Genomic DNA, 26,814 nt, shown 5'->3' with positions numbered 1-26,814 from the left:
TGTCGGCGGCCCAACGATTGTGCCGCCCCACCCTAGGAGATTCACCATGGTCGAGCTCATCAAGGGAAATTCCCCGGTCGGCCCCCCGCCCAAGGATCTACCGATTGCCCTGAAAGCCGGCGCAACCGCTTTCGAGGCGTACAAGCACATCTTCACCGGCCCTTTGGCGCACCTACTCTCCCACCCAAACCAAGTGCAGTACCGCGGCTTCGACATGGCACTCCAGATCGAGAATATCGTCGCCGAAGCCCAGGACGTCGTCAGCATCACCCTCGTCTCCCCTACCGGCGAGGACCTGCCGCAGTGGCGAGCGGGCTCGCACCTCGACGTCTTCCTGCCGTCGGGCAAGCAGCGACAGTACTCACTGTGCGGCGATCCACAGGATCGTCGCCGCTACCGGATCGCTGTGCGGTTCATCCGGGATGGCGGCGGCGGATCACGAGAGATCCACGAATCCCTGTCGGTCGGCGACACGGTTCGCATCCGCGGGCCCCGCAACGCTTTCCAACTTGCCGATGCCGAGTCATACCTCTTCATTGCCGGTGGAATCGGAATCACCCCGATCCTGCCGATGGTCCGCGCTGCGAATCGGGCAGGCAAGCCGTGGCGCATGGTCTACCTGGGCCGAAGCCGCGAAACTTTGCCATTCCTCGACGAACTCGCCGCGCTGAAAGGTGGACGAGTCGAGGTACGGACCGACGACGAGTACGGCTTGCCGAACATGACGACGATCCTGGAAGGACGTCGCGACACCGAAGCGGTCTACCTGTGCGGCCCGCCTCCGTTGCTCGACGCCGCTCACCGACTCATGCCTGGCGGCGGCCGTGCCGAGCTCCACACCGAACGGTTTTCTCCCCCACCCGTCGCCGGCGGACAACCGTTCCAGGTCTCGTTGGCGCGTAGTGCAATCCGGGTCGAGGTCGGAGCCGACGAGTCCGCTTTGGCGGCAATTCGCCGGGTCAAGCCCGACGTTTCCTACTCGTGCCAGCAGGGCTATTGCGGTACCTGCATGGTCAAGGTGCTCGCCGGAAGGGTCGAGCATCGCGATCACAAGCTCCTCGACTCCGAACGCGACGCCGGCGGCATGCTCGTGTGCGTTTCCCGGTGCGACGGACCCCTTCTCATCGACCTCTAAGACTTCAAAATCCACCCTCAATGTTGAGAGGAGCGCCGACATGGCGAAGGAACCGACCAAGAACACGTATCAGAAGGAAGGGCACGTCATCGCTCCGCGGGACGTCTCGTTCGACTGGAACGACGTGCCGTTGCATTACATCCCGAATGAACCGTTCGCGTCGCAGTTCTGGAACATCATGCACCTGCTCGTGCCCGAAGGTGAGAAGGCCATGGCCGGCACTGTGTCTGAGGCACTTGCCTACATCACCGACGAACGCCTTCATGAGGAAGCGGTCGGCTTCGTTGGCCAAGAAGCGATGCACGCGGTTTCTCACGAGAGCTTCCACAGCCGTCTCGCCGAGGAGGGCGTCAACGTCGAAGCGATCATCTCCGCGTACAACTTCTGGTTCCGAAAGGTGGTGACCGATCACGGATTGAAGGGGCGCGCCAAGGAAGAGTGGCTCAAAGAACGTCTTGCGCTCTTCGCTGCGATGGAGCACTTCACCGCGGTCGTCGGGCAGTGGATGCTCGACAACGAGGCGCTCGAAGAAGCCGGCACGCATCCGATGGTCCTAGACCTTCTCAAATGGCACTGTGCCGAAGAGGTCGAGCACCGCAACGTGCTGTTCGATGTGTACCAGCACCTCGACGGCAGCTATATCCGCCGTCTGCGCACCGGCCTCGTCGGAAGCGTCGGGTTGGCGGTGTGGTGGCTCGGTACGGCCCACTACCTCATGAAGCACGACCCGGCTCCGAAGAAGTGGTGGAAGCCGTGGCCGGTTCAGATGATCGAGGCCACTCGAAAGCACCTCTTGCCGGGCATCCAGTTCGTCGTCACTGATCTGCCCCCGTACCTCAAGCCGAACTTCCACCCCTCCGAAATGGGGCCAATGGATAAGGCCATCAAGTACCTGGCAACGTCTCCAGCCGCGTTGGGCGCGCAGCACTGATGCCAAGAGTTGCCATCCCAGACCGGCTGTTTCTCGCCGCTGACAGCGCTGAAACGCCTCAACACATCACCTGTCTCGCCACGTTCACGCCACCCGACGGCGCATCGAAGGACTGGCTCGACACGTTGGAACGGGATCTGCGAGCGCAGCGGACTGCGGCGGCTCCGTTCAACTTCCGGCTCCACGACCCGGCGCGGCGGGCCTATGCACCGCGCTGGGACGTGGTTTCCAACGACGAGATCGACTTCGATCACCATTTCCAGCGAATGACGCTGCCCGCCCCTGGTGGCCAGAAAGAGTTGCACGAACTGCTCTCCTGGCTGCACACCGTCCCCCTGGACCCAAGTCGTCCATTGTGGGAGTTCCGTCTGATCGACGGCCTCGAGCGTGGCGGGATCGCGATCCACTTCAAGGTGCATCACGCGATCATGGACGGTGTCGGGGGAATCGGCCGGTTGTCCGAAATGATCACGGGTGACCCACACCTGATGACGCCACGAGCCGTCTGGACCGTCGGACCCGCGGTGAGCGACAACAGCCCTTCGTTCCGGCACCGACTCGGACACGCTGGTTCGGCGCTGTTCGAGCTGGCTGAGACCGTCATGGGCCTCGGCAGCTACGCATGGACAGTCGCGACTGGCGGCCGGTTCGGTACCGAACCGGATGTGCCGCTTCCGTTTGCAGTCCAGCCGACGATGCTCAACCGGCCAATCAGCAACGAACGCGAAGTCGTCACCCTGACGTACGACTTCAACCGAATCCACGGCCTTGCCAAGGCCGCGAACTGCAAGATCAACGACATCTTTCTGGCGATGTGTTCGGGCGGTATTCGTCAGTACCTCGCGGTCACTGACAACCTGCCGGCGACGTCCTTGACCGCAGCCGCTCCAATCAATACCCGTGACGGCGACGACCAATTGACGGCCAACGCGTTCACCGTCTTCCTTGTGGCCCTCGCCACCGACATCGTCGATCCGATCGAACGCCTCGCCGCTATCGCGCGATCCGGCAGGGCGGGCAAAGCATTACTGGAGAAGCTGCCGAAGAAGACGTCCGAGCTGTACCCCGCGGTCTACATGGGTCCGCTGATCGGAGCCAGCATCGTCGGCCTGGGCGGACGCACCACGCCACCGTTCAGTATCTCGACCTCGAACGTCCCCGGTCCGCGTGCGCAGCAATATCTCGCGGGCGCCAAGCTCGAGGCCCTGTACCCGATGGCGATGCTGTACCACGGCAACGGATTGTTCGTCGGTCTGCTCACCAACTCCGGGCGGGTCGCGATTTCGCTGGTCGGCGACAAGAAGACCGTGCCGCACCTCGACCGGCTCGCGGAGTACTTCGACGCCGCATTGGTCGAACTCGAGGACGCAGTCGACACCGATGTCCAAGCTGTCGGCTAGGCCGGCAAGACCCGCAACGGAGGCCTTATCATGAAAATCGTCGCTGACCTGAGCAAATGCGATGGCCACGGTATGTGCGAAGCGATGTCCGAAATCTTCGAGGTGGGTGCGGACGGGTTCGTCCACATCCTCAACGAATCTCCCGATGAAGCGGACCGCAAGTACGTCCTCGCCGCCGTAGAAGCATGCCCCGTCATGGCGTTGAGCGTGCAGCAATGACTCTTCTCGACAACCTCGTTCGCCGCACACAGGTCGCCGGCGTGCAGCTTTACGACCGGCTTCCGGGCCAGCGGCGGGCGTTCGCGGAACCGCCGCCGGACAGCGATCTCAAACCGGTGCTCGGCAAACCGGGGGCGCCGCTGTTCGGCTATGCACCCACCATCTTGTACGACAGCATCCGTTGGGGGAGAAAGGTATTCGCCGAGACTGGACCGGTGTCGTGGACGAACTTCGGGCCCACGCCGGTGGTGTTCCTCTTAGGTCCCGAGGCACTCGAGATCGCTTGGATGAATCGGGACAAGGCCCTGACCGCGAGCGGGCTCGAATTCTTCATCGGACCGTTCTTCCACCGCGGTTTGCTTCTTCTCGACTTCGAGGAGCACTTGGAGCACCGCCGGATCATGCAGCAGGCGTTCAGCCGACCCAGGCTGGACGACTACATGAGCCGCATGAAGCCGACGATCGAGCGGGAACTGGCCAGTTGGCGCCCTGGTGACGACTTCCACATGTACACCTGCGCGAAACAGTCGCTGCTGCGTTTGGCTACGGAAGTGTTCGTCGGGACAACAAGCGGCCCCGAATCCCGTCGCATCGAGAACGCATTCGTTGATTGTCTGAACGCTGGCCTATCGGTGATCCGTTTCCCGTTGCCGGGGAACGCGTGGTCGCGCGGCCTTGCGGGCCGGCGGACGCTCGACGAATACTTCCACGCTCAGATCCCGGCGAAGCGAGCCGGCGACGGCGTAGACCTGTTCAGCGTGCTGTGCAATGCGGAAGACGAGGAGGGGCAGCGGTTCAGCGACGACGACATCGTGAACCACATGCGATTCGTCATGCTCGCCGCACACGACACCAGCACGATCACGCTGTCGATGATGACCTACCTACTCGGTAAGCATCCGGAGTGGCAGGAGCGCGTTCGCGCCGAGTCCGAGGCGCTGGGCAAGCCGGCACTCGACGTGGCCGATCTCGACCGCCTTCCGTCGCTCGATCTGGTGTTCAAAGAGACGTTGCGAATGTTCGCGCCGGCCGGAGGGCTCGCGCGAGAGGCGATCAAGGACACCGAGATCCTCGGACACTACATTCCGGCCGGAACCAAGGTGCTGCTGCAGCCCTTCGTCTCGATGCGCCTGGAAAAGTGGTGGCCGAATCCGGACACCTTCGATCCCGAACGCTTCGCCGACGACCGACGCGAGGATCGGGTGCACCGGTTCGCCTGGTCGCCCTTCGGTGGTGGCGCACACAAGTGCATCGGGCTGTACTTCGGCGGAATGACGGTCAAGGCGATCATGCACCAGATGCTGCTGAAGTACCGGTGGAGTGTTCCCGCGAACTACGAACCGCCCCTCGAGTGGGGCACGGGTCCGGTACCAAGCGATGGGTTGCCGATTCGTTTGGAGACCGTCTAGAGCTCCAATTGAGCCAGTTGCTTGAGCACGATTTCGGCACGCTCTGCGACCGCCCAGTTGACGTCGAAGGTCAGTCGAGTCGCGCCGGCTGACACGAGTTCACGCAGATACTGCGTGTATTCGGCGGTACCGACCTGGCGACCGGGAGCAGCGACCCGCAAAGTGACGTCGAGGCCATCGGGATCTTTTCCGGTGGCCTCGGCCTTCGCGCGCAAGCGTTGAACAACCGACTCCAAGTGTGCCGGAGACATCGTTCCCCCGGCCGAGGTGCCGAACCAGCCGCCGGCTGCGACCGCGCGCCTGATGGCGGCTGGCGACTCTCCGCCGACGAGGACCGGGACCGGGTTCTGGAACGGCGTCGGGTGACTGCGGATGCCTTCCGGAATACGGTACGGCCCGTAATCGCCGGCCGCGGGTGCACCAGTCCAGACCTCGCGAAGAAGTGCGATACCTGCGTCAGTACGCTTTCCGCGCTCATCGAACGGGACGCCCAGCGCCTCGAACTCCTCTGCCAGCCAGCCGGCACCAATACCCAGCGACACGCGGCCACCGGAGAGGCGGTCGATCGTGGCGATCTGCTTGCCGACGGTCACCGGGTGACGATGGGCCAAGATGGCGACGGCCACGCCGAGTCGAATGGTCGAGGTCAGTCCAGCCAGATACGACAACAGAACAACCCAGTCGTACCAGTCCTCGTCGGGCGGGCTGATGAACTGGCCGGTGTCACTGAACGGGTAGAGCGAATTGGTCTTCTCGGCCAGGACGGTGTGGTCCGGAACCCACGCGCTCTCGAATTCGTACTGTTCGGCCAGCGCGACCATTCCCGCGAAGTCGAGCTCGCCCCAGGGCTCACGGTAGGGCAGATGAACCCCGAGGTGGACGCTCATGCGCGTCGATATCCGACGAGAACGCTGTCGTCGACGTCGTCGAGATTGACGACGATGTTCTCCGGCGTACGAGTGGTCAGCCAGATGAGCTCGTCGGTCGTCGACATATTGACCTCGACGTGCGGCATGAACGGCGGCACGAATACCCAGTCGCCCTCGCTCATGTCGACGTACTCGGAGTAGTTCTCGCCGAAGTAGATGCGAGCGATTCCCTTGAGCACATATCCGCCGGTCTCGGCCTCACCGTGGTGGTGCGGGAGCGACCGAAATCCAGGCTCGTTGGACACCTTTCCGAACCAGATCTTCGTGGCCGGCGTGTGGGCGATGCTCACGCCCGACACGCGGTGCGCTCCACCGGACTGTGCGGTGCCCTGGTGCTCTTCCCCGCATTTCGTGACGACGGGACGGGCTTGAACCTGTGCGGTCATGTCAACTCCTGTACAAACAAACGTTTGTTTGTAGAATACTTGTAAACGTTCTGCGAAGCAACAGTCGATGCGTAGGATGACCGAACCAAGGGAAGGGACCAGGCATGTCGCAAGACGTCGAAAGCGCGACTGATGCGCGCTCCTCCCGCGGCCGTTCGCGTGGCAAGTCCCGCGGCCCGGCCGGGAGCACGTCCGATGCCATCTACCGTGCTGCTGAAGACCTCTTTTTCGAGCGCGGGTACGGCGGGACGAGCCTGCGCGACATCGCCGATACCGTCGACCTCACCGTCGGCAGCCTGTACAACCACATCGCCTCCAAGGAAGCTTTGCTCTTCGCGATCATGAAGAGTGCGATGGACGGCGTGCTCACCGCGGTCGATGAAGCGGTCGAGGGGATCAACGATCCCGTTCGCCGGCTCGAAGCGCTCATGAAGACGACCATCAGGTACTACGGCGAGAACATCCGGCGATCGGTCATCGGCAACACCGAGCTGCGGTCCCTGCCGGCCGATTACCGGGTCCAAATTCAGGCCCTTCGTGACGCCTATGAAGACCGACTGACCGCCGTCCTGCGGGAATGTGCCGCGACCGGCCTCGACATTCCTGATGTGCGAATGGCGGCATATGCCTGCATCGCCATCAGCGCACACGTTTCCACCTGGTACCGCGAGGGTGGCGACCTCAGTCTCGACGAGGTCGCCGATACTCTCACCAGGATGTATGCGCCGCTTGCCGGACCTCCGCGACAACAGGATTGACGAGTAGGCCAATTCCAGGCAGCTCGACCTCGACAGTGTCGCCAGGACGCATCCAGAGTTGCGGCGTGCGTGCGGTACCGACGCCACCAGGCGTTCCGGTTGCGATGACATCGCCCGGCCGCAGCTCGGTCCACTCGGAGCAGTACGCAATGAGCTCGGCCACCGAATAGAGCATGTCGGCAAGAGGGGCCTGCTGGACCACGGCACCGTTGAGCCTTGTTGTGAGAACCCTTGTCTCGAAGCCACTTTCGAGTTCGTCAGGCGTCACCAGCCAAGGCCCCATAGCTCCACTGCGCGGGAAATTCTTGCCGGGGGTGAATTGGGTGCTGTGCCGCTGGTAGTCGCGGATGGATCCGTCGTTGAACAACGTGTAGCCGGCCACCATCTCGAGTGCACGGTCCACGGGAACGTGACGTCCGCTGCGGCCGATGACGACGGCGAGCTCACCCTCATAGTCGAACGATTCGCTTACTTCTGGCGCGATCAACGGCTCCCCCGCGCCGACAACCGTGTCCGCGAAGCGCGCAAAGACCGTGGGCCGCGGCGCGCGCTCGCGCTTCATCTCTCGCTGATGGTCGGCGTAGTTCAGGCCGATACACAGGATCTTTCCGGGTGACGGAATCGGCGGCAGGAGCTCCACGGACTCAAGGGGAATCGTTGCCACGCCTTTGGAGTACCACTCCTCGATCTCCGCAGTCCCGAACGCGAGCGCATCGACGATCGAGTACGCAGGCTCCAATCCCCTGCCGAATTCGATGATGGCATCGCCCTCTACCGCGCCCCACGACACCTTGTCCTGTAGGCGGAACGTCACGAGCTTCATCGTCAGAACGCCTTTGGCAGACCGAGCAGGGTGGTGCCGAGGTTGTTGCGCACCATGTCGTTGGCCAGCGGAGCGAAGACCCACAGCCGCACGTCGCGGAACCAGCGCTGCATCGGGATCTCCCGACTGAAGCCGGCGCCACCCAGGATCTCCATCCCATCGGTGGTCACCTTCACCGCGGCCTCCGACGCGGCGACTTTGGCCATCGACGAAAGTATGTCGGCGCGTCCGCCGGCCGCTTCCACAGCCGCGGCTCGGGCAACCAATCCCCGCGCACTTTCAATCGCCAGCGCACCGTCCACCAGTCGGTGCTGGACCGCCTGAAACGCACCGATGCTACGTCCGAATGCCTGCCGCTCGTTCGCGTAGTTCACCGCATACTCGAGTGCTCCGCGCGCGGCGCCGATCGATCCTGCCGCCGCGTTGATCCGTTCTCGGTTGAGCGTGCCGAACAGCATGCGGAAACCTTGATGCACTTCTCCCATCACCGCCGACTCCGGGACCGTGACGTTGTCGAAGAACACCTCACACGTCGACAAGCCATGGACCGCGACCGTCGGCAACTCGCGCACCGAGATTCCCGGCGTATCAGCGGGCATGACGAACATCGTGACGCCTTCGACCGCGGACCGTTGTATCGGGGCCGTCCGCGCGACAACGAGGAAGACGTCAGCGTGGGTCGCTCCCGAGATCCAGGTCTTCTGCCCGTTGATGACCCACGAGCCGTCGACGTTCCGTGCCGATGTGCGCATCCCGCGCGCGATGTCGGTGCCTGCGCCCGGCTCGCTCAAAGCAAACGAGAACTTCGCGTCGCCGGACAGCAGCCGGCCTAACCATTGCGCCTTGTGTGCCGGTGAACCGTGGCTGCTGAACACCTCCACACCCATGTAGTGCACGACCATGTTGATGGCCATCGACGTGGGGCCGGCGGCCAGTTCTTCGACGACGGTCGCCTGCTCGCGAATGTCACCCATCCCGCCGTCGGACTCGGGCGCCCCGATCGACATGATGCCGAGTTCAGCCAGGCGCTTGTGCAACACCTCGTCGAACTCTTCGCGATCGTCGAGTTCGAGGGTGCGGTCCACCGGTGCTGCGGCCTCGATGACGGATCGGATCATCGCCCGCAGTTCGAGCTGTTCCGGCGACTCCGCAAGCGGATCAGCGTTCCGGCCGATTGCGTCGGTCACTTCCAAAGCCATTGTGTCTCCTGCACATTCAGACGGGGTAGACGCCATTGCGGCGTGGGGAAACGTGCTTGCGACGCCCGCGGTACAGCGCAAAGCGGGCGATGAGCTCGTGCCGCAGGTCTTCGACCGGGACCACGGCTTCCACCGCGTTCTCGTTTGCGATCTGGAAGACGTCGATTTTCTTGTCGTACTCGGCACGCAGATCGTCGATGTACTTCGCACGTACGTCGAGGTCCTCGATCGCCATGACCTTGTTGTAGTAAATGCCGTTGATCGCACCCTCGGGGCCGAGCAGCGCGGGCTTCGCGGTCGGCAGCGCGATCACCGCATCGGGGTTCATTGGACTGCCCGACATCCCGAGGTAGCCGCCGCCGTAGGCCTTACGGACTAGCACTGCGATGCGCGGAACGGTCGACTCCGCGACCGCGTACAGCATCTTGGCTCCGTGCCGGATGATGCCTTCTCGTTCGGCAACGGTGCCGAGCATGTAACCCGGCACGTCGACGAGGAACAGCAGCGGAACGTTGTAGGCGTTGCACATCCAGATGAAGCGCGCCGCTTTGTCGGACGAGTCGCTGAACAGAACGCCGGCCTTGACCGACGACTGATTGGCGACGATGCCGACCGGGCTACCGCCCATCCGGGCAAAGCCGGTGACGAGTTCGGGCGCGAACAGTTCCTTGTGCTCGAAGAACGTGTTCGCGTCGACGATGGCGTCAATGAGTTCGTGCACGTCGTACGGTGTCGCCTGATCCTCGGGAACGATCGAGCGAAGGTCATCGACCGGAACCGGATCCCACCCTTCGATCACGGGAGGCTTGTCCTCCCACGACGGCGGCAGGTACGACAGGTAGAGGCGTACCGCGGCGATCGCCTCTTCTTCGGTCTCGGCAAGCAAGTCGGACAAGCCCGATACGCGCGAATGTAGATCCGCGCCGCCCATTTCCTCCAGCGAGACCTTCTCGCCAGTGACCATCTCGGCGACCCGCGGCGACCCGATGTATGCGGTCGCGGTTCCGCGCACCATGATCGTCACGTCGCAGAGGGCCGGCACGTACGCCGAACCAGCCGGTGACGGCCCGAACAGCGCGCAGATCTGCGGCACTCGTCCGGAGATCTGGATCTGGTTGTAGAAGATGTTGCCCCACGCCTTGCGCCCGGCATAGCTCTCGAACTGCTCGTCGATGCGCGCACCCGCGGCATCGACGAGATAGACCAGGGGCAGGCTCAGCTCGTCGGCCAGGCGCTGCATCGCGGTCATTTTCTCGAAGGTGCGCTTGCCCCAGGCACCCGCCTTGACGGTGAAGTCGTTGGCGATCACGCAGACTCGTCGTCCATCGACCGTGCCGATGCAGGTGACGACGCCGTCCGCCGGCAGGTCCTCGAGGTGGCGAGCGAGCAGCCCGTCCTCGATGACATCCGTGCCTGCGTCGAACAGCAGCTTCAGGCGGTCCCGGACGAATAATTTGCCGGCCGCAGCGAGCCGTTCGTGGTTCTTCGCTGGCCCGCCGGCACGCGCGGTGTCGAGCCTGGCGAGCAGTTCGTCGTGGACGGAGTGGTTCATGGTCGATGTCATGACGCGTCTTCCTTGCGGTCAATCAAGGCGAGAGTCTCACCCGGGGCAACGGTCGCTCCGACGGAAGCCGTGATCGCACGGACTGTTCCGTCGACGTCGGCGCGAACGACGTTTTCCATCTTCATGGCCTCCACGACGCAGATGACGTCGGTGGCTTGGACGGTTTGGCCAACGGTGGCAAGGACTTTCACCACGGTCCCCTGCATCGGCGAACGGACCGTACCGTCGCCGGACTGCGCATCCGCGACCCGGGCTTGCCTTTCGGTCATGGCGCCGGGGGGACGGTGGTCAGCGACTCCGTGACGCGGAATCCAGTGCTGCCGCCCCGCGACGGTCACGACCGAACGTTGCGCCGGAATGCGGAAGGCCTCAGGCAGAGTGACGGTGTCTTCGAGCCAGCGGGTGTAGTGCCGGTCGGCGACGAAATCCTCGTGATCGAGGATCATCCGCTGCGCGGGAACCGTCGTCTTGATTCCGGTGACGGAGAATTCGTCGAGCGCCGCCTTCGTGCGCTCGATCGCGTCCGCCCGGTCCCGGCCGTGGACGATCAGCTTCGCGACCAGACCGTCGTAGTACTCGCTGACGGTGTCGCCGGACTCGTAGCCGTGGTCGACCCGGACACCGGCACCGCTTGGCCAGCGGATCTCCTTCAGCGTTCCCGGTGTTGGAATGAAGCGTCCCCCGGCCGGGTCCTCGGCATTGATCCGGATCTCGATCGCATGACCGGTGGTCACGATGTCGCTCTGCCGCAGGTTGAGCGCCTCACCAGCGGCGATCCGAAGTTGCTCGACGACCAGGTCGATTCCCGTCACCATCTCGGTCACCGGATGCTCGACCTGCAGACGCGTGTTCATTTCGAGGAAGTAGAACTCGTCGTCTTCGACGAGGAACTCGACCGTGCCGGCGTTGACGTAGCCGACCTCGCGCGCGAGCGCCACGGCCGCCTCCCCCATGCGCGCACGCAGGTCCGCGTCGAGGACCGATGCCGGTGCTTCCTCGATGAGTTTCTGGTGACGTCGTTGGACCGAACAGTCACGGTCACCGACCCACACCGCGTTGCCGTGGGCGTCGGCGAGGATCTGGATTTCGACGTGACGCGGTCGGTCGAGGTAGCGCTCGAGGAAGACATCGCCCCGCCCGAAGTACGAGAGTGCTTCGCGCTGAGCCGCTTCGAGCGCATCCGCGACTTCCGTGGCATATCGCACCACGCGGATTCCGCGGCCACCGCCACCGAAGGACGCCTTGATAGCGATCGGGAACCCATGCTCCGAGGCGAACTCGAGCACTTCGTCGGCGCCGACCACGGCGTCGGCAACGCCCGGCACGCTGGGCACACCCGCGGCAGTGGCGAGTTTGCGGGCGGTGATCTTGCTTCCCATGGAGTCGATGACGGCTGCACTCGGGCCAATGAACGTGCGGCCTTCTGCGGTCAACGCATCAGCGAGCAGAGTGCTCTCCGACAGAAACCCGTAGCCGGGATGCACTGCCTGGGGACCGGACCTTCGGACCGCCGACATGATCGCGTCGACGTTCAGATACGTCTCCGCGGCGGTGTTGCCCGGGAGGCGGTAGGCCTCATCGGCGAGCCGAACGTGTAAAGCATCCGCGTCCGCATCCGAATGGACGGCCACCGACGTCACGCCGAGCTTGCGGCACGCTCGGATCACCCGCACCGCGATCTCTCCACGGTTCGCGATAAGCACCTTGTCGAACATTCATCCAGCATACAAACAAACGCTTGTTTGTACAGTGTGCAATGTCGTGCATTCCGCGAAGAGAGTCCGGAACGCCTGGACCGCCGCGCAACCCGCTGCTTACGCGGGCCTTGGGCACTTTCCGCTCCCCCGACTGGACTCGAACCAGCAACCGCCAGAGTGCCAAAAGGGACGACAAATGGAGGCAACCGTTGAGCGCTCACCGTCAGTCGAAATGGCGGTTTACCTGTGCGAATGGCACATGTTCGACCACTTCGGACGATCGAACGCACTGTTGAACAACGCTGACGTTCGACGAAGAAGGCCCTGTGGGCTTGCGGGTGCGTCTTTCGTTGCACATTGCTACGCTCGTGTAGCAGGGTGTAACGGAATTGGGGTGGTGAGTGTGGATGGCCAAGTCGGCAGCCGATAAGGTCACGCGGTTCTCTGCGGACCTGATCGAGAGTGCGGCGGTCGAGGGTGTTCGTCAGAACCGTTCGGGTCGCCAGCAGCTTGAGCATTGGGCTCGCGTAGGCCGGGCGGTGTCGATTCGGCACACCGCGGCTCGCCGCCGGGTCGAGGCGGCGCTCGCCGGCGACCTGCCGCTCGTTGACCTCAGCCCAGAGGAAGGAGAGGTCTTCAATGCGGAGATCGATGCTGCGATCGCCGAGCAACTGGCCGCCACCAACTATGGCGAGGTGCTGGCCCGTCAGGGCGTAACGACTGTCGCGCTGGACGAGCAAGGCAGGCTTGTCGAATACCGGCCCGATGGAACGAGCAGGATTCTGAGCGCTGAGTGAAGCGGCTCGACCTGGTCATCGGATCCAACGGTGCCGGCAAAACCACGTTTGTCACGACAACGCTGAAGCAGGTGCTGCCCGGCAGCGTCTTTGTCAACGCCGATGAGATCGCCAAACAGCGTTGGCCCGCTGATCCGGAGGCTCACTCGTACGAAGCGGCCGAAATCGCGGCGAACACGCGCAACCGTCTTATCGACAGCGGTGTGTCCTTCATCGCGGAAACGGTGTTCTCGCATCCGTCCAAGCTTGCACTCATCGGCGACGCTCAGGCGAAGGACTACCGGGTGATCCTGCACGTGCTGATGGTTCCCGAGGAGCTCACGGTTCTGCGTGTGCACTACCGAGTGCAGGCCGGCGGACATAACGTTCCCGAGAACAAGATCCGTGAACGCTATCAACGAGTGTGGCATCTGGCGGCGGCAGCGATGCTGCGCAGCGATACGGCGACGCTGTACGACAGCAGCAGTCTGGCGGGTCCTCGCGCGGTGGCGACGTTCAGTTCGGGAATCGCGACCTGGGTCGGGCAGTGTCCGGCGTGGACCCCTGCGCCGCTGAAGCGGGTTCTTGGATAGGTGCGGCCCTTTGACCGACCCGGCAAGCGTTTTTGGGTACAAAAATAGCCCGCTGATCCTGCACAGTTTATGCAGGTCAGGGGCTTTTTCTTGCTCCCCCGACTGGACTCGAACCAGTAACCGCCCGATTAACAGTCGGGAGCTCTGCCAATTGAGCTACGGAGGAATGTCCCTCTCGGGAACGCATGTGACTTTAGCGCACGCGCGGCGGCTCTCCCAAATCGCGAGGACAGGCGTGGCGGCGGGGTTCCAACTTCGTTAAAGCGGGCGGTCGATCGTTGGCAGACCGCTGGTCGTCGGGCAGTATGGTCCGCATGTTTCGCCTCATGCTCGGTATCTCCATCGGCTACGTTCTCGGAGCCAAGGCTGGGCGGGCACGCTATGAGCAGATCGCCCGCGTCGGTCGCGCGCTGCGCGACAGCCAGGTGACCCGTGCGGTGGTCGACGCCGGCCGCAACAAAATCGCCGCCTCGATCAGCACTCAGCCGCAACTCGAGCCGTTGCACACGATTGACGAAGAGACCACAATCCTGGTCCCCCACGAGCACCTGCGGGTCCGCTAAAGCCCGTTGATGTTGTTGCCCATGGCCTGCTCGAGCAGGCTGCGGCGGTACTGCTCCAGCGCGACAAGGTCGCCGAAGATCGCGTAGTAATCGTCGGGCTGCTCGGACGGCGAGATGCGGTGCAGCTTCGACTTCAGATCCGCGATCTGCTGCCCCACCCACACCTCTTGAAGCCGCGCGAGCACGCTGGCGACGTAGCGGTCGATCGCGTCCTCGGTGACGTCGAGCGGCTCGACGCCGAGCCCGCTGAGCAACTCCTTCAACGCATCGTCACGAAGGTTCCCCGATACCGCAGCGATCCACCCGCTGCCGCTCAAACCCGCCGCCGTGCCGCCAGCCGCGGCGATCGCTCGCCTGACCTCGGCATACGCCGGATGCGTGAACGCCTCGGCCGGCAGCGAGTCAAACACCGGTCCCGCGATCGCCGGGTACTGCAACGCCGACTTCAGGGAGTTCCGCTGCAACCGCAGCGACGGATCTTTTGCGTCGGGCATCGACGGGGCCACCGGCTTGCGAACCGGGGGCTGAACCGGAGCTCCCTCGTCCTTCGCTGCGACCTCACGAACGCGCCGAACGACCGCATTGATGTCGTCCCAACCGACCCAACCGGTCAGCTGACGCGCGTAGTCGTCCCGCAGCGCGCGGTCCTTGATGCGGGCAACCATCGGCACCGTACGACGCAGGGCTTCGACTCGACCTTCGCCGCTGTCGAGGTCATACTCGGCAAGCGCCGCTTTGACCGCGAACTGGAACATCGGAACGCGCCGAGCCACCAGATCCCGCACCGCCGCGTCGCCGGACTTCAGGCGCAAATCGCAGGGATCCATTCCATCCGGTGCAACGGCCACGTAAGTCTTTCCGGCCATCTTCTGATCGCCCTCGAACGCCTTGAGGGCCGCCTTCTGCCCCGCCTCGTCACCGTCGAAGGTGTAGATGATCTCGCCGCGATACCACGAGTCGTCCATGAGTAGTCGGCGCAGCAATGACAAGTGGTCCTCGCCGAAGGCCGTGCCACATGATGCGACGGCTGTCTTGACACCGGCTAGGTGCATCGCCATGACGTCGGTGTAGCCCTCGACCACGACCGCCTGATGAGACTTGGCGATCTCGCGCTTCGCGTGATCGATACCGAACAGCACCTGCGACTTCTTGTACAGAACCGTCTCAGGAGTGTTGACGTACTTCCCCGGCATGGTGTCGTCGTCGTAGAGCTTGCGCGCCCCGAAGCCGATCACCTCGCCCGACAGATTCCGGATCGGCCAGAGCAACCGCCTATGGAACCGGTCGATCGGTCCACGCTTGCCTTGCAGGGCAAGGCCGGCTTCAATCAGCTCCTTGAACTCGAAGCCTTTGCGAATCAGGTGCTTGGTGAGCGTGTCCCAGCCCGCGGGCGCGTAGCCGCAACCGTAGAGGCGGGCCGCATTGCCGTCGAAGTTGCGTTCCGTCAAGTACTTTCGCGCGGCAGATGCCTCCGGCGAGTTCAGCTGCTCGGCGTAGAACTTCTGCGCTGCTTCGTTGGCTGCGACAAGTCGCGTACGAGTTCCGCGGTCACGCTGGACCGACGTTCCGCCACCCTCGTAGGTGATCTGATAGCCGAGCTTGTCCGCCAGGCGCTCAACGGCCTCGATGAAGCCAATGTGCTCCATCTTCTGCAAGAACGTGAAGACGTCGCCGCCCTCGCCACAGCCGAAGCAGTGGAACGTGCCGACGCTCGGACGCACGTGAAACGACGGGGTCTTCTCATCGTGGAACGGGCAAAGACCCGGCATCGAATCGCCACGCGCCGCTTTCAGCGCGACGTACTCACCGACCACGTCCTCGATATGGGCGCGCTCGCGAATCGCCGTGATGTCACGATCAGGAATCCGGCCAGCCACTCGAACAGGCTACCCGCCACTCGCGGCCATGCGTTCGAGCCGGCTCTCGGTGTACGACGCAATCTGATCGACGACGACGCGGACCCGCTGCGCTTCGGTGCTCGAGGCCTGCCACATCGGCAGGAACATCGCGTCCAACCCAACTGGAGCCCACTGCATCATCCGGTCCGCGACCTCGTGAATGAGCTCACGCTGCCGCTCCTGCCGCTGCAGATGCTGCTCATTGCTCATGACAAACCGAAGTGCGACAGTCTTGAGCAGCGCGACCTCGGCGGCCACCGTCTTGGGGACGCACAGATCGGCGCGGTAACGAGTGAGCGGGTCCGGACCGTACTTGTTCCGCGTCGACGTCACGACGGCCGTGGCGAACCGGCCCACCAACTCACTCGTCATCCGCTTGAGAACGACCTGACTGGCGAGCGTCCCGTCCCAGCGACCGGCGTCGACGACCGCCGGCAGGGCGGACAGTCGTTGCGCCGCAGCGATCAAGTCGTCGCTCGAGACGTCGTAGTGGTGGCCGGCGCCCATGGCCGCGAGGAACCGTTGTTCGGTCGGGTCGGCGAGGGCACGCAGCGACACTCGGCCCGCGATGATTCCGTCCTCGACGTCGTGCACCGAGTACGCGACGTCATCCGACCAGTCCATGATCTGGGCCTCGACACACTGCCGCTGACCAGCCGCACCGTCCCGCACCCACGCGAGCTGGTGCCCGTCGATCGCGTAGGCACCGAACTTCTTGCCGGTCGCGGTCCGCACCCACGGGTACTTCGTCACGGCGTCGAGCGAAGCTCGCGTGAGATTCAGGCCCACGCTGTGGCCGTCGGCGTCGAGCACCTTCGGCTCGAGGTACGTGAGGATTCGCAGGTTCTGCGCATTGCCTTCGAATCCGCCATAGCCCTCGGCGAACTCATCGAGCGCGCGCTCACCGTTGTGGCCATACGGCGGGTGCCCGATGTCGTGAGCGAGTCCAGCGAGGTCGACAAGGTCGGGATCGCAGCCCAGGCCCTCGGCGATACTCCGACCGATCTGCGCCACTTCCAGCGAATGCGTCAGCCGGGTGCGCGGGGTGTCACCCTCGCGCGGGCCCATGACCTGGGTCTTGTCGGCGAGCCGACGGAACGCAGCACTGTGCAGAACCCGGGCACGGTCACGGGCGAAGTCGGTGCGCCGATAGGGCTTGCTCAGACCAGCGGTCTTCGGCTGCTCATCGACCACACGCTCATGGTCATGGTCGTTGTAGAGGCTCACTGAGCCGCAGTGTATTGGAAATCTGCCGAAGAATGGGTGAGCTGGTACCAGAGCAATGCGCCTGTCTCCCGGATGATTCCGTGGAGCTGCGACTCGCGTGTGAACACCGCGGGGCCCTGTCGGGTGGGAGAGGTCCACGCATCGATGCCGAGGTCGCGGGCCATCGTCCGCGTGCGCATCTCATGCCAGGGGTCGCTCACGAGAACCGCGGATTTCATTCCGCGCGTGTCCATCTCGTTCTTCACCGCCTCGATGCTCTCGAGGGTGTCATTGCCGTGTTCGACGGCGATGAGGTTGTTGACCGGAACGCCTGCCTTGGCGAGATAGGACCTGCCGGAGCGAGCTTCGGTGTAGTTGTCACCGACCTGCTTGCCGCCCACGGTGATGATCGCCGGCGCGACGCCTTCCTCGAAGAGCATCTTGGCCCACTCGAGTCGCGCCTCGAAAACCGAGGACGGTGTGCCGTCGTATTGCGCCGCCCCGAGCACCACGATCGCATCAGCGTGTGTTCGGTCGTCGATCCTTGCGACCTGCCACGTTCGGACGGCGGTCGCGCCCACAACGAGCGTCGCCATCACGATCGCGCCCACGAACAGGCGGACGAACCAGGTGACCACACTGCCGAGGAAGGACCGGCGCGGCGCCTCGAGCTGAGGTTCCCAGTATTCGTCGGTCGGCGAAAAACTCACTCCATCAGTGTGCCAGGTAGCCGGGAAAGTTCTGACGCGGCGACGCAGTGCACCCTCACGCCGGTTCTGCAGCGACGCTAAACCAGCGTGAGGGTGCCGGGCCGGTTCGGAGGGGTCCAAAACCGGTTTCGCCGCGTCTATCCGTTCATGGAATTCGAACCGTTCCCTGGCAGTTGGGCAATCGGCTCGGGCTTGACTCGCAGCCAACTCGAATCACGAAACAAGCGGATCTTTCCCGACGTGTGGATCGACAAGCGAGCCGAAGTCGACTTCCGGACTCGGAGCCTCGCGGCCGGGCACTGGATGAAGGGAGACGGCGTGCTCTCCGGGTTCTCCGCGTCAGCGCTCCACGGCGCAGAATGGATCGACCCGCACCAACCTGCGGAGATAACCACACGTAGCCGCTGGCGAAAGCACGCCGGCCTGACCGTTCGGCGGCAGATTCTCCTCCCTGAGGAGATCATCGAGCTTGCCGGGTTCCATGTCACGACGGCTGCCCGAACCGCATACGATCTCGCGCGGGGGCTCTCCTTCGACCCCGCGGTCATTGCTGTCGATGCGCTCGCACATGCGACCAAGATTGACGCCGAAGCCGTGCTCGAGGTCCTGGAGAACCACCCCACCCACAGCAAACGCGTTCACGTCCGTGCGGTCGCGCACGCCATGGATGGCGGTGCCGAGTCACCCCAGGAGACCCGCACTCGGCTGACGATCGTCGAACACGGACTCCCCCGGCCTGAGACGCAAATCATCATTCGCGATGCGAGGCACAGCTTCGTAGCACGCTGCGACATGGGCTACCGCCAATGGCGGGTCCTCATCGAGTACGAAGGTGGCGATCACGACAACGACGAGCAGTTGGTGCTCGACGTCGAACGCTATTACCTGCTCGACCAGCTCGGATGGAAGGTCCTTCGAGTGACGAAGGACCTGCTCAGGTCTCCATGGCTGCTTGTCGACCGGGTCGAAAGGGCCTTGCGCGAACAGGGCTGGCGGCCTGAATAGCCGCTGCGCACCCTCACACTGGTTCTGGCGCGACCCCAAACCGGCGTGAGGGTGCAGGACCCCTAAGCTTCGACCGCTTCCCGCTTGTTCCGCCGCACCGAGGCAAAGAATGCAGCCAGGATCAGCATGATTCCGACCATTCCGGTGACGATCTCGGGCACGTGCACCTTGATCGACAGCAGCAGGATGAACGCCAGCGCACCGATCGCCCAGTGGGCGCCGTGCTCGAGGTAGACGTACTCGCCGAGCGTGCCCTTGCGGACCAGGAACACCGTGATCGACCGAACGAACATCGCACCGATGAGTCCGAGGCCCAGCGCGATGATCACCGGGTCGGAGGTGATCGCGAAGGCGCCGATCACGCCGTCGAACGAGAAGGACGCGTCGAGCACTTCGAGGTACATGAAGAGGAAGAATCCGGCTTTACCGGTCGCGACCACCGCGGCCGAGGGACCAGCTTGGTCCTCCGGATGGAACATCTTGCCCAGGCCGTCGACCACGATGAACGTGACGAGACCGACCAATCCGGAGACAAGCACCGTCGCCTGCTCGCCGTCCGGCGCGATCGATCCGATCACCAGGATCACCACAGCGCTGATGACGACCGCCAACTGATCGAGCTTGCCGATCTTGGCCAGGAATTCCTCGACGTGGGTCAGCCACGTGATGTCGCGCTGCGTGAACACGAAGTTCAGGAACAGCATGAGCAGGAAGATTCCACCGAACGATGCGATCTGCGGATGCGCGCCGGTGAGGATCGTCTCGTAGCTCGGCGAACCGTCCGGGAAGGTCGCCGCCCCGTTTGCCGGCGGGTTCAGCGCGAGGTCGACCGCCCGAACGGGATCAAGACCAGCGGTGACCCAAACGATCGCGAGCGGGAAAACCAACCGCATACCGAACACCGCGATCACGATGCCGACCGTCAAGAAGATCTTCTGCCAGAACTCGCTCATACGCTGCAGGATCGTGGCGTTCAGCACTGCGTTGTCGAACGAAATCGACACCTCGAACGCGCCCAGAATCAGGACGAGAACGAACGCTTCCCAGCCGCCGTACCAGAACCCGGCGGCGAGTGCGAGAAGGCTGACGCCCAGAGACCACCCAAAAATTCTTAGCACCCATGCCCTTTCGTTACCTTCGAAGATACCTGGCAATTTCGGACATTCCGGAAACGCGAGGTGTCCGGGACACTCACTGCATGACGAATTCCGGTACGGCAGAACTTATCGCAGCACTTCACAACCGAGTGCAGAAGGCGCAGAGCGAGGCCCGGGCGATCGAAGATCCCTCGACCCGGCGGGCGATCGACGAACTCGCGCAAGCGGTGCGCGAGATCGCCAAGCACCTGAAGTCCGCTAGCAGCCCTTCAAACGGGTAGCCAGGTAGTCCTCGACCTGCGACAGCGCGACGCGCTCCTGAGTCATGGTGTCCCGCTCCCGAACGGTCACGGCCTGGTCTTCCAGGGTGTCGAAGTCGACGGTCACGCAGAACGGAGTTCCGACTTCGTCCTGTCGACGGTATCGACGGCCGATCGCACCGGCGTCGTCGAATTCGACGTTCCAGTACTGCCGCAACTGAGCCGCCAGGTCCTTGGCCTTCGGCGTCAGGTCGGCGTGCCGCGACAGCGGCAGGACCGCAGCCTTGATCGGCGCGAGTCGACGGTCGAGCTTGAGCACCGTGCGCTTGTCGACGCCACCCTTGGCGTTCGGGGCCTCGTCTTCGAAGTACGCGTCGACGAGGAACGCCATGAGCGAACGCGTCAAACCAGCGGCCGGCTCGATGACGTACGGCGTGTAGCGCTCACCCGTCGTCTGGTCGAAGTAGTTGAGGTCGGTGCCGCTGTGCTTGCTGTGCGTCGTGAGGTCGAAATCGGTGCGGTTTGCGACGCCCTCGAGCTCGCCCCACTCGCTACCGGCGAACTGGAAGCGGTACTCGATGTCGACGGTCCGCGTCGAGTAGTGCGACAGCTTTTCCTTCGGGTGCTCGTACAGCCGCAGGTTCTCCGGGTTGATGCCGAGGTCGGTGTACCACTTCAGACGCGTGTCGATCCAGTACTGGTGCCACGTCTCGTCCTCGCCCGGCTTGACGAAGAATTCCATCTCCATCTGCTCGAACTCGCGCGTGCGGAAGATGAAGTTTCCGGGCGTGATCTCGTTGCGGAAGCTCTTACCGATCTGGGCGATACCGAACGGCGGCTTCTTGCGCGCGGTCGTCATGACGTTCGCGAAGTTCACGAAGATGCCCTGCGCGGTCTCCGGACGAAGGTAGTGCAGGCCCTCCTCGGACTCGATGACACCGAGGTAGGTCTTGAGCATCATGTTGAAGTCGCGCGGCTCGGTCCAGCGGCCCTTGGTGCCACAGTCCGGACAGACGATCTCTTCCATCGGGATCGATTCCGGGTCGGCGATGCCCTTCTTCTCCGCAAGCGCTTCCTGCAAGTGATCCTGGCGGTGGCGCTTGTGGCAGTTCAGGCACTCGACCAGCGGGTCGTTGAAGACGCCGACGTGACCGGACGCGACCCACACCTGGCGCGGCAGGATGACCGAGGAGTCAAGGCCGACAACATCTTCGCGGCTGGTGACCATCGAGCGCCACCACTGCTTCTTGATGTTCTCCTTGAGCTCGACGCCGAGCGGGCCGTAGTCCCACGCGGACCGCGTTCCGCCGTAGATCTCACCGCATGGGTAGACCAGTCCACGGCGCTTGGCCAGGTTGGCGACGGTGTCGATCTGGGACTTCACAGCCACGACGAAACTCTCCTGCTCTTCAAACTCGGAACCCGAGCAAGCCTATCGGTACCGGGCCGCGGTCTCTTCATCGGCGGGGAAGAACGACTCGATCGCGAGTTCGGCGAGTGTGATGTCGAGCGGGGTGCCGAAAACGGTGGTTGTGGTGAAGAAGGACGCCCCGTCCTTGAGGACGAGCGGCACGACCAACGGATTGGTGTCAGGCACCTCGTCCGAGCTGCCGGGATATTCGCTGAGCTCGGTTTCCAGCGCCGCAAGCTCGGCGTCTCCGCTGGCGGCGACCTGCCGAGCCAGTCGTTCGAGAACGTGCGCCCGCCACTGCCCGAGGTTCGCGATCCGCGGCGCGAAGCCCTCGGGATGCAGGCTCAGGCGCAGCACGTTCACGGGCGGTTCCAGTAGGAAGCCCGCGCATCCGACAGTGAACGCCGCCACGGCTGCATTCGCGTCGACCATGTTCCAGTGCCGATCGACCACGATCGCGGGGTACGGCAATTGGGCGTCGAGAATCTTCCGGATCGCATCCGAAATGACCGACACGGGCAGCTCGCTTTCGTGGAACACGGGCGCGAATCCACCGGCGAGCAGCAGCGAGTTCCGCTCACGGAGCGGTATGTCCAAGTGCTCACCGAGTTTGAGCAGAAGAGCGCGCGAGGGCTGGGACCGACCCGTCTCGACGAAGCTGACGTGCCGAACCGAAACGCCTGCGCTCGTAGCGAGTTCGAGCTGGCTCATACGGCGACGCTCCCGCCACTGGCGAAGGAGGGGTCCGGCAGTCATGGTCACAGCTTGAGGGCCTTCGCCCAATATTCGTCGGAGATCTGACCGTTCGATCGCATCACGAGGGCGAATCCGGTGGCCATCGCGATCCCGAGCAAACCGAGCCACAAACCGAACAGACTCACCATCACCCACAGCACGGTGGTGACCGTGGGCCAGGGCGAGACCAGCGCGAGGATCGGCGCGAAGAAGAACCCGCAACCGACGTACCAGGACGAGCCGTCCCGGTCCGCGCACACAACGAGATGCAGCCAACGAGGAACTTCGGTTTCGGACATGCCTCAACGATCCGTCCGAGAGGTAAATCGGGCAATTACCTCAGAGGTAATACCTAGCGGAGCGCAGCGAGGAGGTCCGCGTACGCCGATCGCGTCTCGGCGCGCAGTTCCTTCCAGGTGATGAGCGAGCCGGACGCGAGATGCGGGTCATACGGGACCGCGACGACCGTTCGCACCCATCCATCGAGGTGTTTCCGCAGGTGAGATGCAATATCCGCCGCGTCAGGAGCCTGTGCGGTCACGGCAATCGCACAGTCGCGCACGACGAACTCGCCGAATTCGCGATCGAGCCATTGCAGTACCGGAAGCAGTCGGTTCGCGGCATCCGCGCGGGCCGAAACCGTCATGACGACCGGCACGCGGGGGTCGTACAGCAGTGGCCGGATGAGACGAGATTGTGCCGGCGCACCGGCGTCATAAACGGGGACGTGCCCCGCGGCGGTGAGGTGCCGATGCACCGAGACCATCGTCTCGCGACCGGGGAACGGTTCGTCGCCACGACCGAGAACCCGCATCCCCGACTTCGACTTCCCACATGCCTGATCGATCGATTCCGGCAGGTACGGCTCCCCCGACGCCAACCACGTCTGCACGCTGGCGAGTCCCCGCGATTCGTCACTGGTTCGCAGTGCCGCGTCGCCACCCGCAGGCGTGGCATCGACGAGGACAGCAGCGTGGCCGTCGGAAGCAAGAACGGAACCGAGCCCGGCCGCCGTCGTGGTCGAACCCGAGCCGCCGCTCCCGCCGAGAACCAGAACTGGCGGCGGGAGCGGAGCACCCGTGGAGATGCGGATAGCAGCGTTTCGCGGATCGGGCACCGCCGTCACCGGCGGCAAGCCCGATTCCCGCATCCACTCGGGCTGAGCGTCGGAGGTGTCCGAACTACTCATCAATCGGACGGACAGCGCTGATCATGGGGCGGCCTTCGACGTCAGTGACGATCATGATTTGGCCCCACGTTACGGCTTTTCCGTCCGGTGAGAGCGCGTCTATATGAACCCGGAATCGTTGTGGCGCTTCCACCACGATTTCGACGCAATACTTCGTCCCGACCGGCACCGCGTCGACAGCACGACGCATGGTTTCGAGCGATGCCACCGGCGCTCCCGGGGCGAACGCCGAGTGCAGCGCGTCCGGATCCCGCTCGACGTAGTAGGCGTGTTCCCACCACAGGATCAGCCCGGTCCCGGTCCGCAGATCGCCCTTGCCCGAACCCATAATGTGCTTCGGTTCGTTGATCTCCGGGCACCAGTCCGACGGCGTGAGCTCGTTGACGCTCTGCAGGGACGGTTCGGCCAGGGTGTGAGTGGTCGAATCCGATCCACGGGACAACGCATAGGCCGCGCCGATGCCGACCAGAGCCATGGCCACGACCATCGATGCCGCGCCGGGCATCAGCCAGCGCCGACGAGTCTTCCGCGGGGTCGCGGCGACGACCGGCTCGGGCTTCGGCTCCGGTTCCGGCTCGTTGACGAGCCACGCGGGAGCGCGGATCTCCGCCTCAACCGGCGCCTCGACCGGCGGCGGGGCTGGAACTGGCGGTGCCGCGACGGGCGGGAACCACGGTCCTGCGTAGTCGCGGTTCTGCTCGCCGGCCACTACGGCGCCAGCAGCGGGATCCCGGCGACCGCGTCGCCGAACGAACCGCTGTCGGACGGGGTATCGCCGTTCTCACTGCGCACCTGGTCTTCGGCCACCTTCGCGCCGACGTTTCCGCCGACCTCTGAGCCAACCGAAGCGCCGATGTATCCGGCGATCGCACCGGCGGCGACGCCACCGATGACCGCACCCGGGATGGTGCCCACCGGACCGGCAACTGCCGTGCCGATGGCGCCACCCGCGACGGCACCTGCAGCCGCGGCGGGCGCGCCGGCGGCGGCAGCGCCACCAGTGGCGCCGACCGTCGTACCGGCCGCCTGGCCGTTGTCGACGAACTGCTGCTGCTCGGCGGTCAGCGGTGCGGGTCCGAGCGGGGTGGACGACGCCGCGAGCACGACGGTGTTCTCACTACCGGCCGAGACGCCCGCGCCGATCTTGGTGTCGGTCGTCGGCTCGGTCACCTGAGATTGAGCCTGGGCGCTGTCCGTCGGCGCCGGGTCGGCAGCCGGCTGTACGGTATCCGCTACTCCTACGCCCGCCGCCACAACGGCAACTGCCATCGGCAGCGCGCCAATCGCTGCGATTTTCCGCGCGATGCGGTTCCCTTCACCGAGACGCTCGTTCGCCATGGGTGCCCCTCCAAAAAACACAACAACATTTCCCCCGATTTGCGCATTTCGTCGCAAACCTTGAGTTACGATACGGTCCGCATTTTTGGCGGGATGTAGTCGATTTGACGGGCACAAAATTCAGCCCTGCGAGTCGAATTTTGAATTACATTGCCGGCCAAAATAATTCAGAAAGAGTTACAGGTCACAGTTGATCAATCCTGTGACTATCGCCATAGCTGGACGGCAGCTGAACGAGCCCTGAACGCGAGGTACGTGCGGGTTTTCGTATGCTTGATCTGTGTCCGACACCAGCAACGAGTCCGCCGCCATCGGCGTGCGCAGCACCAAGCAGCGCAGTGCGATCTCGTCCCTGCTCGACGACATCGACGAGTTCCGTTCCGCACAGGACCTTCACGAGGAGCTGCGCAAGCGCGGAAACCCCATCGGCCTGACCACGGTGTATCGCACACTCCAGAGCCTGGCCGAAGCCGGGACCGTCGACACCTTGCGCACGGACAGTGGTGAATCGGTCTACCGCCGGTGCTCGTCAGGCCACCATCACCACCTCGTGTGCCGCAACTGCGGATACACCGTGGAGGTCGAGGGCCCGACCGTCGAGCGGTGGTCACGCCAGATTGCCGACGATCATGGCTTCTCCGACGTCAGCCACACGCTCGAGATCTTCGGGCTGTGCGCGAAGTGCAGCTAGGTCGGCCGGCTCGCCACGTATCTGCGCGACCCAATGTCTCGCGCCGGGCGGCTTGTACAAAAACCTAGTTTTGTACAAGCCAACTTTCGAGAGACTAACGTCCGCGAAGTGCCTACTTGACCCCGCCGAACCGGCGATCGCGCTTGGCGTACTCGAGGCACGCAGCCCACAGGTCCCGGCGATCGAAGTCGGGGAACAGTTTGTCCTGGTACACGAACTCCGCATAGGCCGATTGCCACAGCAGGAAGTTCGAACTCCGGAATTCACCCGACGGACGAAGGAACAGGTCGACGTCCGGCATGTCCGGCTCGTCGAGGAAACGCGCAATGGTCGACTCGTCGATCTTGTTCGGGTCGAGTTGCCCAGCCGCGGCCAATCGTGCGATTTCCCGCGTCGCGTCTGTGATCTCCGCGCGGCCGCCGTAGTTGACACACATCGTCAGATTCATGACCGTGTTGTCCTTGGTCATTTCCTCGGCGATTTCGAGCTCCTTGATGACGCTGCGCCACAGCCGCGGGCGGCGACCGGCCCACCGGACCCGGACACCCATTTCGTGCATCTCATCGCGGCGACGACGAATCACGTCGCGGTTGAAGCCCATGAGGAATCGCACTTCGTCGGCGCTGCGACGCCAGTTCTCGGTCGAAAACGCGTACGCCGACAGCCACTTCACCCCGATGTCGATGCAACCGCACACGGTGTCGAGGAGGACCGCCTCACCCTTTTCGTGGCCGGCGGTGCGAGGAAGGCCACGGTCCTGAGCCCACCGGCCGTTGCCGTCCATGACAAGCGCAACGTGCCGCGGAACCAACTCGGCGGGGATCTCCGGCGGGGTCGCTCCACTTTCGTGCGGGAACGGCGGTCGAACGATGCGCTGGGCTGAACGTGGCAC

At 63.9% G+C, this 26,814-nt stretch carries 29 protein-coding genes and 1 tRNA gene; 12 read left to right on the top strand and 18 right to left on the bottom strand.

The genetic code is table 11. The features are described from left to right. Positions 1-46 precede the first annotated feature (46 nt). From F600_RS0114570 to F600_RS0114550, 5 genes are read left to right on the top strand one after another with little or no spacing between them, the layout of a single operon-like run. Positions 47-1,135 carry a PDR/VanB family oxidoreductase gene (locus tag F600_RS0114570; protein ID WP_018161357.1) on the top strand — a complete coding sequence of 363 codons (1,089 nt, stop codon included), beginning with the start codon at positions 47-49 and terminating at the stop codon, positions 1,133-1,135. Positions 1,136-1,175: 40 nt separating this feature from the next. Next, positions 1,176-2,066: a metal-dependent hydrolase gene (locus tag F600_RS0114565; RefSeq protein WP_018161356.1), complete on the top strand. Its 891-nt coding sequence runs from the start codon at positions 1,176-1,178 to the stop codon at positions 2,064-2,066. Beyond that, positions 2,066-3,466 (top strand): wax ester/triacylglycerol synthase family O-acyltransferase, encoded by a 1,401-nt coding sequence (locus tag F600_RS0114560; RefSeq protein WP_018161355.1) that lies wholly within the window; start codon positions 2,066-2,068, stop codon positions 3,464-3,466. The genes F600_RS0114565 and F600_RS0114560 overlap by 1 nt, the downstream gene beginning before the upstream one ends. Positions 3,467-3,496: 30 nt before the next feature. After that, the gene (locus tag F600_RS0114555) at positions 3,497-3,685 is read left to right on the top strand and encodes a ferredoxin (protein ID WP_018161354.1); all 189 of its coding nucleotides are present in this window, start codon (positions 3,497-3,499) and stop codon (positions 3,683-3,685) included. Beyond that, positions 3,682-5,094: a cytochrome P450 gene (locus tag F600_RS0114550; RefSeq protein WP_018161353.1), complete on the top strand. Its 1,413-nt coding sequence runs from the start codon at positions 3,682-3,684 to the stop codon at positions 5,092-5,094. The genes F600_RS0114555 and F600_RS0114550 overlap by 4 nt, the downstream gene beginning before the upstream one ends. On the opposite strand, the gene F600_RS30480 is transcribed toward F600_RS0114550, so the two are convergent. Together F600_RS30480 and F600_RS0114540 are read right to left on the bottom strand one after the other, a co-directional pair. Then, positions 5,091-5,981: a TIGR03619 family F420-dependent LLM class oxidoreductase gene (locus F600_RS30480; RefSeq protein WP_018161352.1), complete on the bottom strand. Its 891-nt coding sequence runs from the start codon at positions 5,979-5,981 to the stop codon at positions 5,091-5,093. The two genes, F600_RS0114550 and F600_RS30480, sit on opposite strands and share 4 nt — an antisense overlap. Beyond that, positions 5,978-6,409: a cupin domain-containing protein gene (locus F600_RS0114540; protein WP_018161351.1), complete on the bottom strand. Its 432-nt coding sequence runs from the start codon at positions 6,407-6,409 to the stop codon at positions 5,978-5,980. The genes F600_RS30480 and F600_RS0114540 overlap by 4 nt, the downstream gene beginning before the upstream one ends. A gap of 104 nt (positions 6,410-6,513) precedes the next feature. On the opposite strand from F600_RS0114540, the gene F600_RS28385 reads away from it, so the two are divergent. Continuing rightward, the gene (locus F600_RS28385) at positions 6,514-7,167 is read left to right on the top strand and encodes a TetR/AcrR family transcriptional regulator (protein WP_018161350.1); all 654 of its coding nucleotides are present in this window, start codon (positions 6,514-6,516) and stop codon (positions 7,165-7,167) included. On the opposite strand, the gene F600_RS0114530 is transcribed toward F600_RS28385, so the two are convergent. From F600_RS0114530 to F600_RS0114515, 4 genes are read right to left on the bottom strand one after another with little or no spacing between them, the layout of a single operon-like run. Beyond that, positions 7,118-7,990 (bottom strand): fumarylacetoacetate hydrolase family protein, encoded by an 873-nt coding sequence (locus F600_RS0114530; RefSeq protein ID WP_018161349.1) that lies wholly within the window; start codon positions 7,988-7,990, stop codon positions 7,118-7,120. The genes F600_RS28385 and F600_RS0114530 overlap by 50 nt on opposite strands. Before the next feature lie 2 nt (positions 7,991-7,992). Further along, a complete protein-coding gene (locus F600_RS0114525; RefSeq protein WP_018161348.1) occupies positions 7,993-9,189 on the bottom strand; it encodes an acyl-CoA dehydrogenase family protein in 1,197 nt (398 codons plus the stop codon). Between the two features lie 16 nt (positions 9,190-9,205). After that, the gene (locus F600_RS0114520; RefSeq protein ID WP_018161347.1) at positions 9,206-10,753 is read right to left on the bottom strand and encodes an acyl-CoA carboxylase subunit beta; all 1,548 of its coding nucleotides are present in this window, start codon (positions 10,751-10,753) and stop codon (positions 9,206-9,208) included. Continuing rightward, positions 10,750-12,468: an acetyl/propionyl/methylcrotonyl-CoA carboxylase subunit alpha gene (locus F600_RS0114515; protein WP_018161346.1), complete on the bottom strand. Its 1,719-nt coding sequence runs from the start codon at positions 12,466-12,468 to the stop codon at positions 10,750-10,752. Before F600_RS0114515 ends, F600_RS0114520 begins: the two co-directional genes overlap by 4 nt. Positions 12,469-12,857: 389 nt before the next feature. Between F600_RS0114515 and F600_RS0114510 the strand changes: the two genes are divergently transcribed. After that, a complete protein-coding gene (locus tag F600_RS0114510; RefSeq protein ID WP_018161345.1) occupies positions 12,858-13,247 on the top strand; it encodes a TA system antitoxin ParD family protein in 390 nt (129 codons plus the stop codon). After that, on the top strand, positions 13,244-13,819 hold the full coding sequence (locus tag F600_RS0114505) for an ATPase (protein ID WP_018161344.1): 576 nt from the start codon (positions 13,244-13,246) through the stop codon (positions 13,817-13,819). The genes F600_RS0114510 and F600_RS0114505 overlap by 4 nt, the downstream gene beginning before the upstream one ends. A 93-nt stretch (positions 13,820-13,912) precedes the next feature. On the opposite strand, the gene F600_RS0114500 is transcribed toward F600_RS0114505, so the two are convergent. Further along, positions 13,913-13,985 (bottom strand) — tRNA-Asn (locus F600_RS0114500). Between the two features lie 148 nt (positions 13,986-14,133). Between F600_RS0114500 and F600_RS0114495 the strand changes: the two genes are divergently transcribed. Then, positions 14,134-14,382, top strand: coding sequence for a hypothetical protein (locus F600_RS0114495; RefSeq protein WP_026306546.1), 249 nt, complete (start codon positions 14,134-14,136; stop codon positions 14,380-14,382). Here the strand turns inward: F600_RS0114495 and dnaG are convergent. Genes dnaG through F600_RS0114480 form a run of 3 tightly spaced genes read right to left on the bottom strand, consistent with a single transcriptional unit; the run spans position 14,379 to position 18,124 of the window. Then, entirely contained in the window at positions 14,379-16,259 is a 1,881-nt protein-coding gene (dnaG, locus tag F600_RS0114490) for a DNA primase (protein ID WP_018161342.1), read from the bottom strand. The two genes, F600_RS0114495 and dnaG, sit on opposite strands and share 4 nt — an antisense overlap. 9 nt (positions 16,260-16,268) lie before the next feature. Then, complete coding sequence (locus F600_RS0114485) at positions 16,269-17,507, bottom strand: deoxyguanosinetriphosphate triphosphohydrolase (RefSeq protein WP_018161341.1); 1,239 nt, start codon at positions 17,505-17,507, stop codon at positions 16,269-16,271. Next, positions 17,504-18,124: a YdcF family protein gene (locus F600_RS0114480; protein WP_245541551.1), complete on the bottom strand. Its 621-nt coding sequence runs from the start codon at positions 18,122-18,124 to the stop codon at positions 17,504-17,506. Before F600_RS0114480 ends, F600_RS0114485 begins: the two co-directional genes overlap by 4 nt. A gap of 219 nt (positions 18,125-18,343) precedes the next feature. On the opposite strand from F600_RS0114480, the gene F600_RS0114475 reads away from it, so the two are divergent. Further along, on the top strand, positions 18,344-19,201 hold the full coding sequence (locus F600_RS0114475; protein WP_018161339.1) for a DUF559 domain-containing protein: 858 nt from the start codon (positions 18,344-18,346) through the stop codon (positions 19,199-19,201). A gap of 62 nt (positions 19,202-19,263) precedes the next feature. Here the strand turns inward: F600_RS0114475 and F600_RS0114470 are convergent, their stop codons facing one another. Further along, on the bottom strand, positions 19,264-20,319 hold the full coding sequence (locus F600_RS0114470; RefSeq protein ID WP_018161338.1) for a DUF475 domain-containing protein: 1,056 nt from the start codon (positions 20,317-20,319) through the stop codon (positions 19,264-19,266). An 80-nt stretch (positions 20,320-20,399) separates the two neighbouring features. Between F600_RS0114470 and F600_RS0114465 the strand changes: the two genes are divergently transcribed. Beyond that, positions 20,400-20,579 (top strand): hypothetical protein, encoded by a 180-nt coding sequence (locus F600_RS0114465; RefSeq protein ID WP_018161337.1) that lies wholly within the window; start codon positions 20,400-20,402, stop codon positions 20,577-20,579. Here the strand turns inward: F600_RS0114465 and F600_RS0114460 are convergent. The 6 genes from F600_RS0114460 to F600_RS28375 are packed head-to-tail and all read right to left on the bottom strand — an operon-like array spanning position 20,557 to position 25,231. Further along, the gene (locus F600_RS0114460) at positions 20,557-21,948 is read right to left on the bottom strand and encodes a glycine--tRNA ligase (protein ID WP_026306545.1); all 1,392 of its coding nucleotides are present in this window, start codon (positions 21,946-21,948) and stop codon (positions 20,557-20,559) included. The two genes, F600_RS0114465 and F600_RS0114460, sit on opposite strands and share 23 nt — an antisense overlap. Positions 21,949-21,990: 42 nt before the next feature. Continuing rightward, the gene (locus F600_RS31665) at positions 21,991-22,725 is read right to left on the bottom strand and encodes a helix-turn-helix domain-containing protein (RefSeq protein ID WP_026306544.1); all 735 of its coding nucleotides are present in this window, start codon (positions 22,723-22,725) and stop codon (positions 21,991-21,993) included. Between the two features lie 2 nt (positions 22,726-22,727). Then, the gene (locus F600_RS31660) at positions 22,728-23,003 is read right to left on the bottom strand and encodes a hypothetical protein (RefSeq protein ID WP_018161334.1); all 276 of its coding nucleotides are present in this window, start codon (positions 23,001-23,003) and stop codon (positions 22,728-22,730) included. Positions 23,004-23,056: 53 nt separating this feature from the next. Beyond that, a complete protein-coding gene (locus tag F600_RS28380) occupies positions 23,057-23,893 on the bottom strand; it encodes a MinD/ParA family ATP-binding protein (protein WP_018161333.1) in 837 nt (278 codons plus the stop codon). Then, positions 23,886-24,602 (bottom strand): DUF8176 domain-containing protein, encoded by a 717-nt coding sequence (locus F600_RS0114440; RefSeq protein WP_018161332.1) that lies wholly within the window; start codon positions 24,600-24,602, stop codon positions 23,886-23,888. Before F600_RS0114440 ends, F600_RS28380 begins: the two co-directional genes overlap by 8 nt. Next, positions 24,602-25,231: a hypothetical protein gene (locus F600_RS28375; protein ID WP_018161331.1), complete on the bottom strand. Its 630-nt coding sequence runs from the start codon at positions 25,229-25,231 to the stop codon at positions 24,602-24,604. The genes F600_RS0114440 and F600_RS28375 overlap by 1 nt, the downstream gene beginning before the upstream one ends. A gap of 280 nt (positions 25,232-25,511) precedes the next feature. Between F600_RS28375 and F600_RS0114430 the strand changes: the two genes are divergently transcribed. Next, positions 25,512-25,922: a Fur family transcriptional regulator gene (locus F600_RS0114430; RefSeq protein ID WP_018161330.1), complete on the top strand. Its 411-nt coding sequence runs from the start codon at positions 25,512-25,514 to the stop codon at positions 25,920-25,922. A gap of 112 nt (positions 25,923-26,034) precedes the next feature. On the opposite strand, the gene F600_RS0114425 is transcribed toward F600_RS0114430, so the two are convergent. Then, on the bottom strand, positions 26,035-26,814 hold the full coding sequence (locus F600_RS0114425; RefSeq protein ID WP_018161329.1) for an isoprenyl transferase: 780 nt from the start codon (positions 26,812-26,814) through the stop codon (positions 26,035-26,037).

This window comes from Smaragdicoccus niigatensis DSM 44881 = NBRC 103563 (assembly GCF_000380645.1).
GTDB classification, from domain to species: domain Bacteria; phylum Actinomycetota; class Actinomycetes; order Mycobacteriales; family Mycobacteriaceae; genus Smaragdicoccus; species Smaragdicoccus niigatensis.
Note: the sequence above shows the minus strand (reverse complement) of the source record. Positions and strands in the feature narration are given on the sequence as shown.

What these genes read in the sequence shown, in the direction of transcription:
- F600_RS0114570 (WP_018161357.1), top strand. Translation starts at nt 47, where the DNA reads ATGGTCGAGCTCATCAAGGGAAATTCCCCGGTCGGCCCCCCGCCCAAG.
- F600_RS0114565 (WP_018161356.1), top strand. Translation starts at nt 1,176, where the DNA reads ATGGCGAAGGAACCGACCAAGAACACGTATCAGAAGGAAGGGCACGTC.
- F600_RS0114560 (WP_018161355.1), top strand. Translation starts at nt 2,066, where the DNA reads ATGCCAAGAGTTGCCATCCCAGACCGGCTGTTTCTCGCCGCTGACAGC.
- F600_RS0114555 (WP_018161354.1), top strand. Translation starts at nt 3,497, where the DNA reads ATGAAAATCGTCGCTGACCTGAGCAAATGCGATGGCCACGGTATGTGC.
- F600_RS0114550 (WP_018161353.1), top strand. Translation starts at nt 3,682, where the DNA reads ATGACTCTTCTCGACAACCTCGTTCGCCGCACACAGGTCGCCGGCGTG.
- F600_RS30480 (WP_018161352.1), bottom strand. Translation starts at nt 5,981, where the DNA reads ATGAGCGTCCACCTCGGGGTTCATCTGCCCTACCGTGAGCCCTGGGGC.
- F600_RS0114540 (WP_018161351.1), bottom strand. Translation starts at nt 6,409, where the DNA reads ATGACCGCACAGGTTCAAGCCCGTCCCGTCGTCACGAAATGCGGGGAA.
- F600_RS28385 (WP_018161350.1), top strand. Translation starts at nt 6,514, where the DNA reads ATGTCGCAAGACGTCGAAAGCGCGACTGATGCGCGCTCCTCCCGCGGC.
- F600_RS0114530 (WP_018161349.1), bottom strand. Translation starts at nt 7,990, where the DNA reads ATGAAGCTCGTGACGTTCCGCCTACAGGACAAGGTGTCGTGGGGCGCG.
- F600_RS0114525 (WP_018161348.1), bottom strand. Translation starts at nt 9,189, where the DNA reads ATGGCTTTGGAAGTGACCGACGCAATCGGCCGGAACGCTGATCCGCTT.
- F600_RS0114520 (WP_018161347.1), bottom strand. Translation starts at nt 10,753, where the DNA reads ATGACATCGACCATGAACCACTCCGTCCACGACGAACTGCTCGCCAGG.
- F600_RS0114515 (WP_018161346.1), bottom strand. Translation starts at nt 12,468, where the DNA reads ATGTTCGACAAGGTGCTTATCGCGAACCGTGGAGAGATCGCGGTGCGG.
- F600_RS0114510 (WP_018161345.1), top strand. Translation starts at nt 12,858, where the DNA reads ATGGCCAAGTCGGCAGCCGATAAGGTCACGCGGTTCTCTGCGGACCTG.
- F600_RS0114495 (WP_026306546.1), top strand. Translation starts at nt 14,134, where the DNA reads ATGTTTCGCCTCATGCTCGGTATCTCCATCGGCTACGTTCTCGGAGCC.
- F600_RS0114475 (WP_018161339.1), top strand. Translation starts at nt 18,344, where the DNA reads ATGGAATTCGAACCGTTCCCTGGCAGTTGGGCAATCGGCTCGGGCTTG.
- F600_RS0114465 (WP_018161337.1), top strand. Translation starts at nt 20,400, where the DNA reads ATGACGAATTCCGGTACGGCAGAACTTATCGCAGCACTTCACAACCGA.
- F600_RS31665 (WP_026306544.1), bottom strand. Translation starts at nt 22,725, where the DNA reads ATGACTGCCGGACCCCTCCTTCGCCAGTGGCGGGAGCGTCGCCGTATG.
- F600_RS31660 (WP_018161334.1), bottom strand. Translation starts at nt 23,003, where the DNA reads ATGTCCGAAACCGAAGTTCCTCGTTGGCTGCATCTCGTTGTGTGCGCG.
- F600_RS28380 (WP_018161333.1), bottom strand. Translation starts at nt 23,893, where the DNA reads ATGAGTAGTTCGGACACCTCCGACGCTCAGCCCGAGTGGATGCGGGAA.
- F600_RS28375 (WP_018161331.1), bottom strand. Translation starts at nt 25,231, where the DNA reads ATGGCGAACGAGCGTCTCGGTGAAGGGAACCGCATCGCGCGGAAAATC.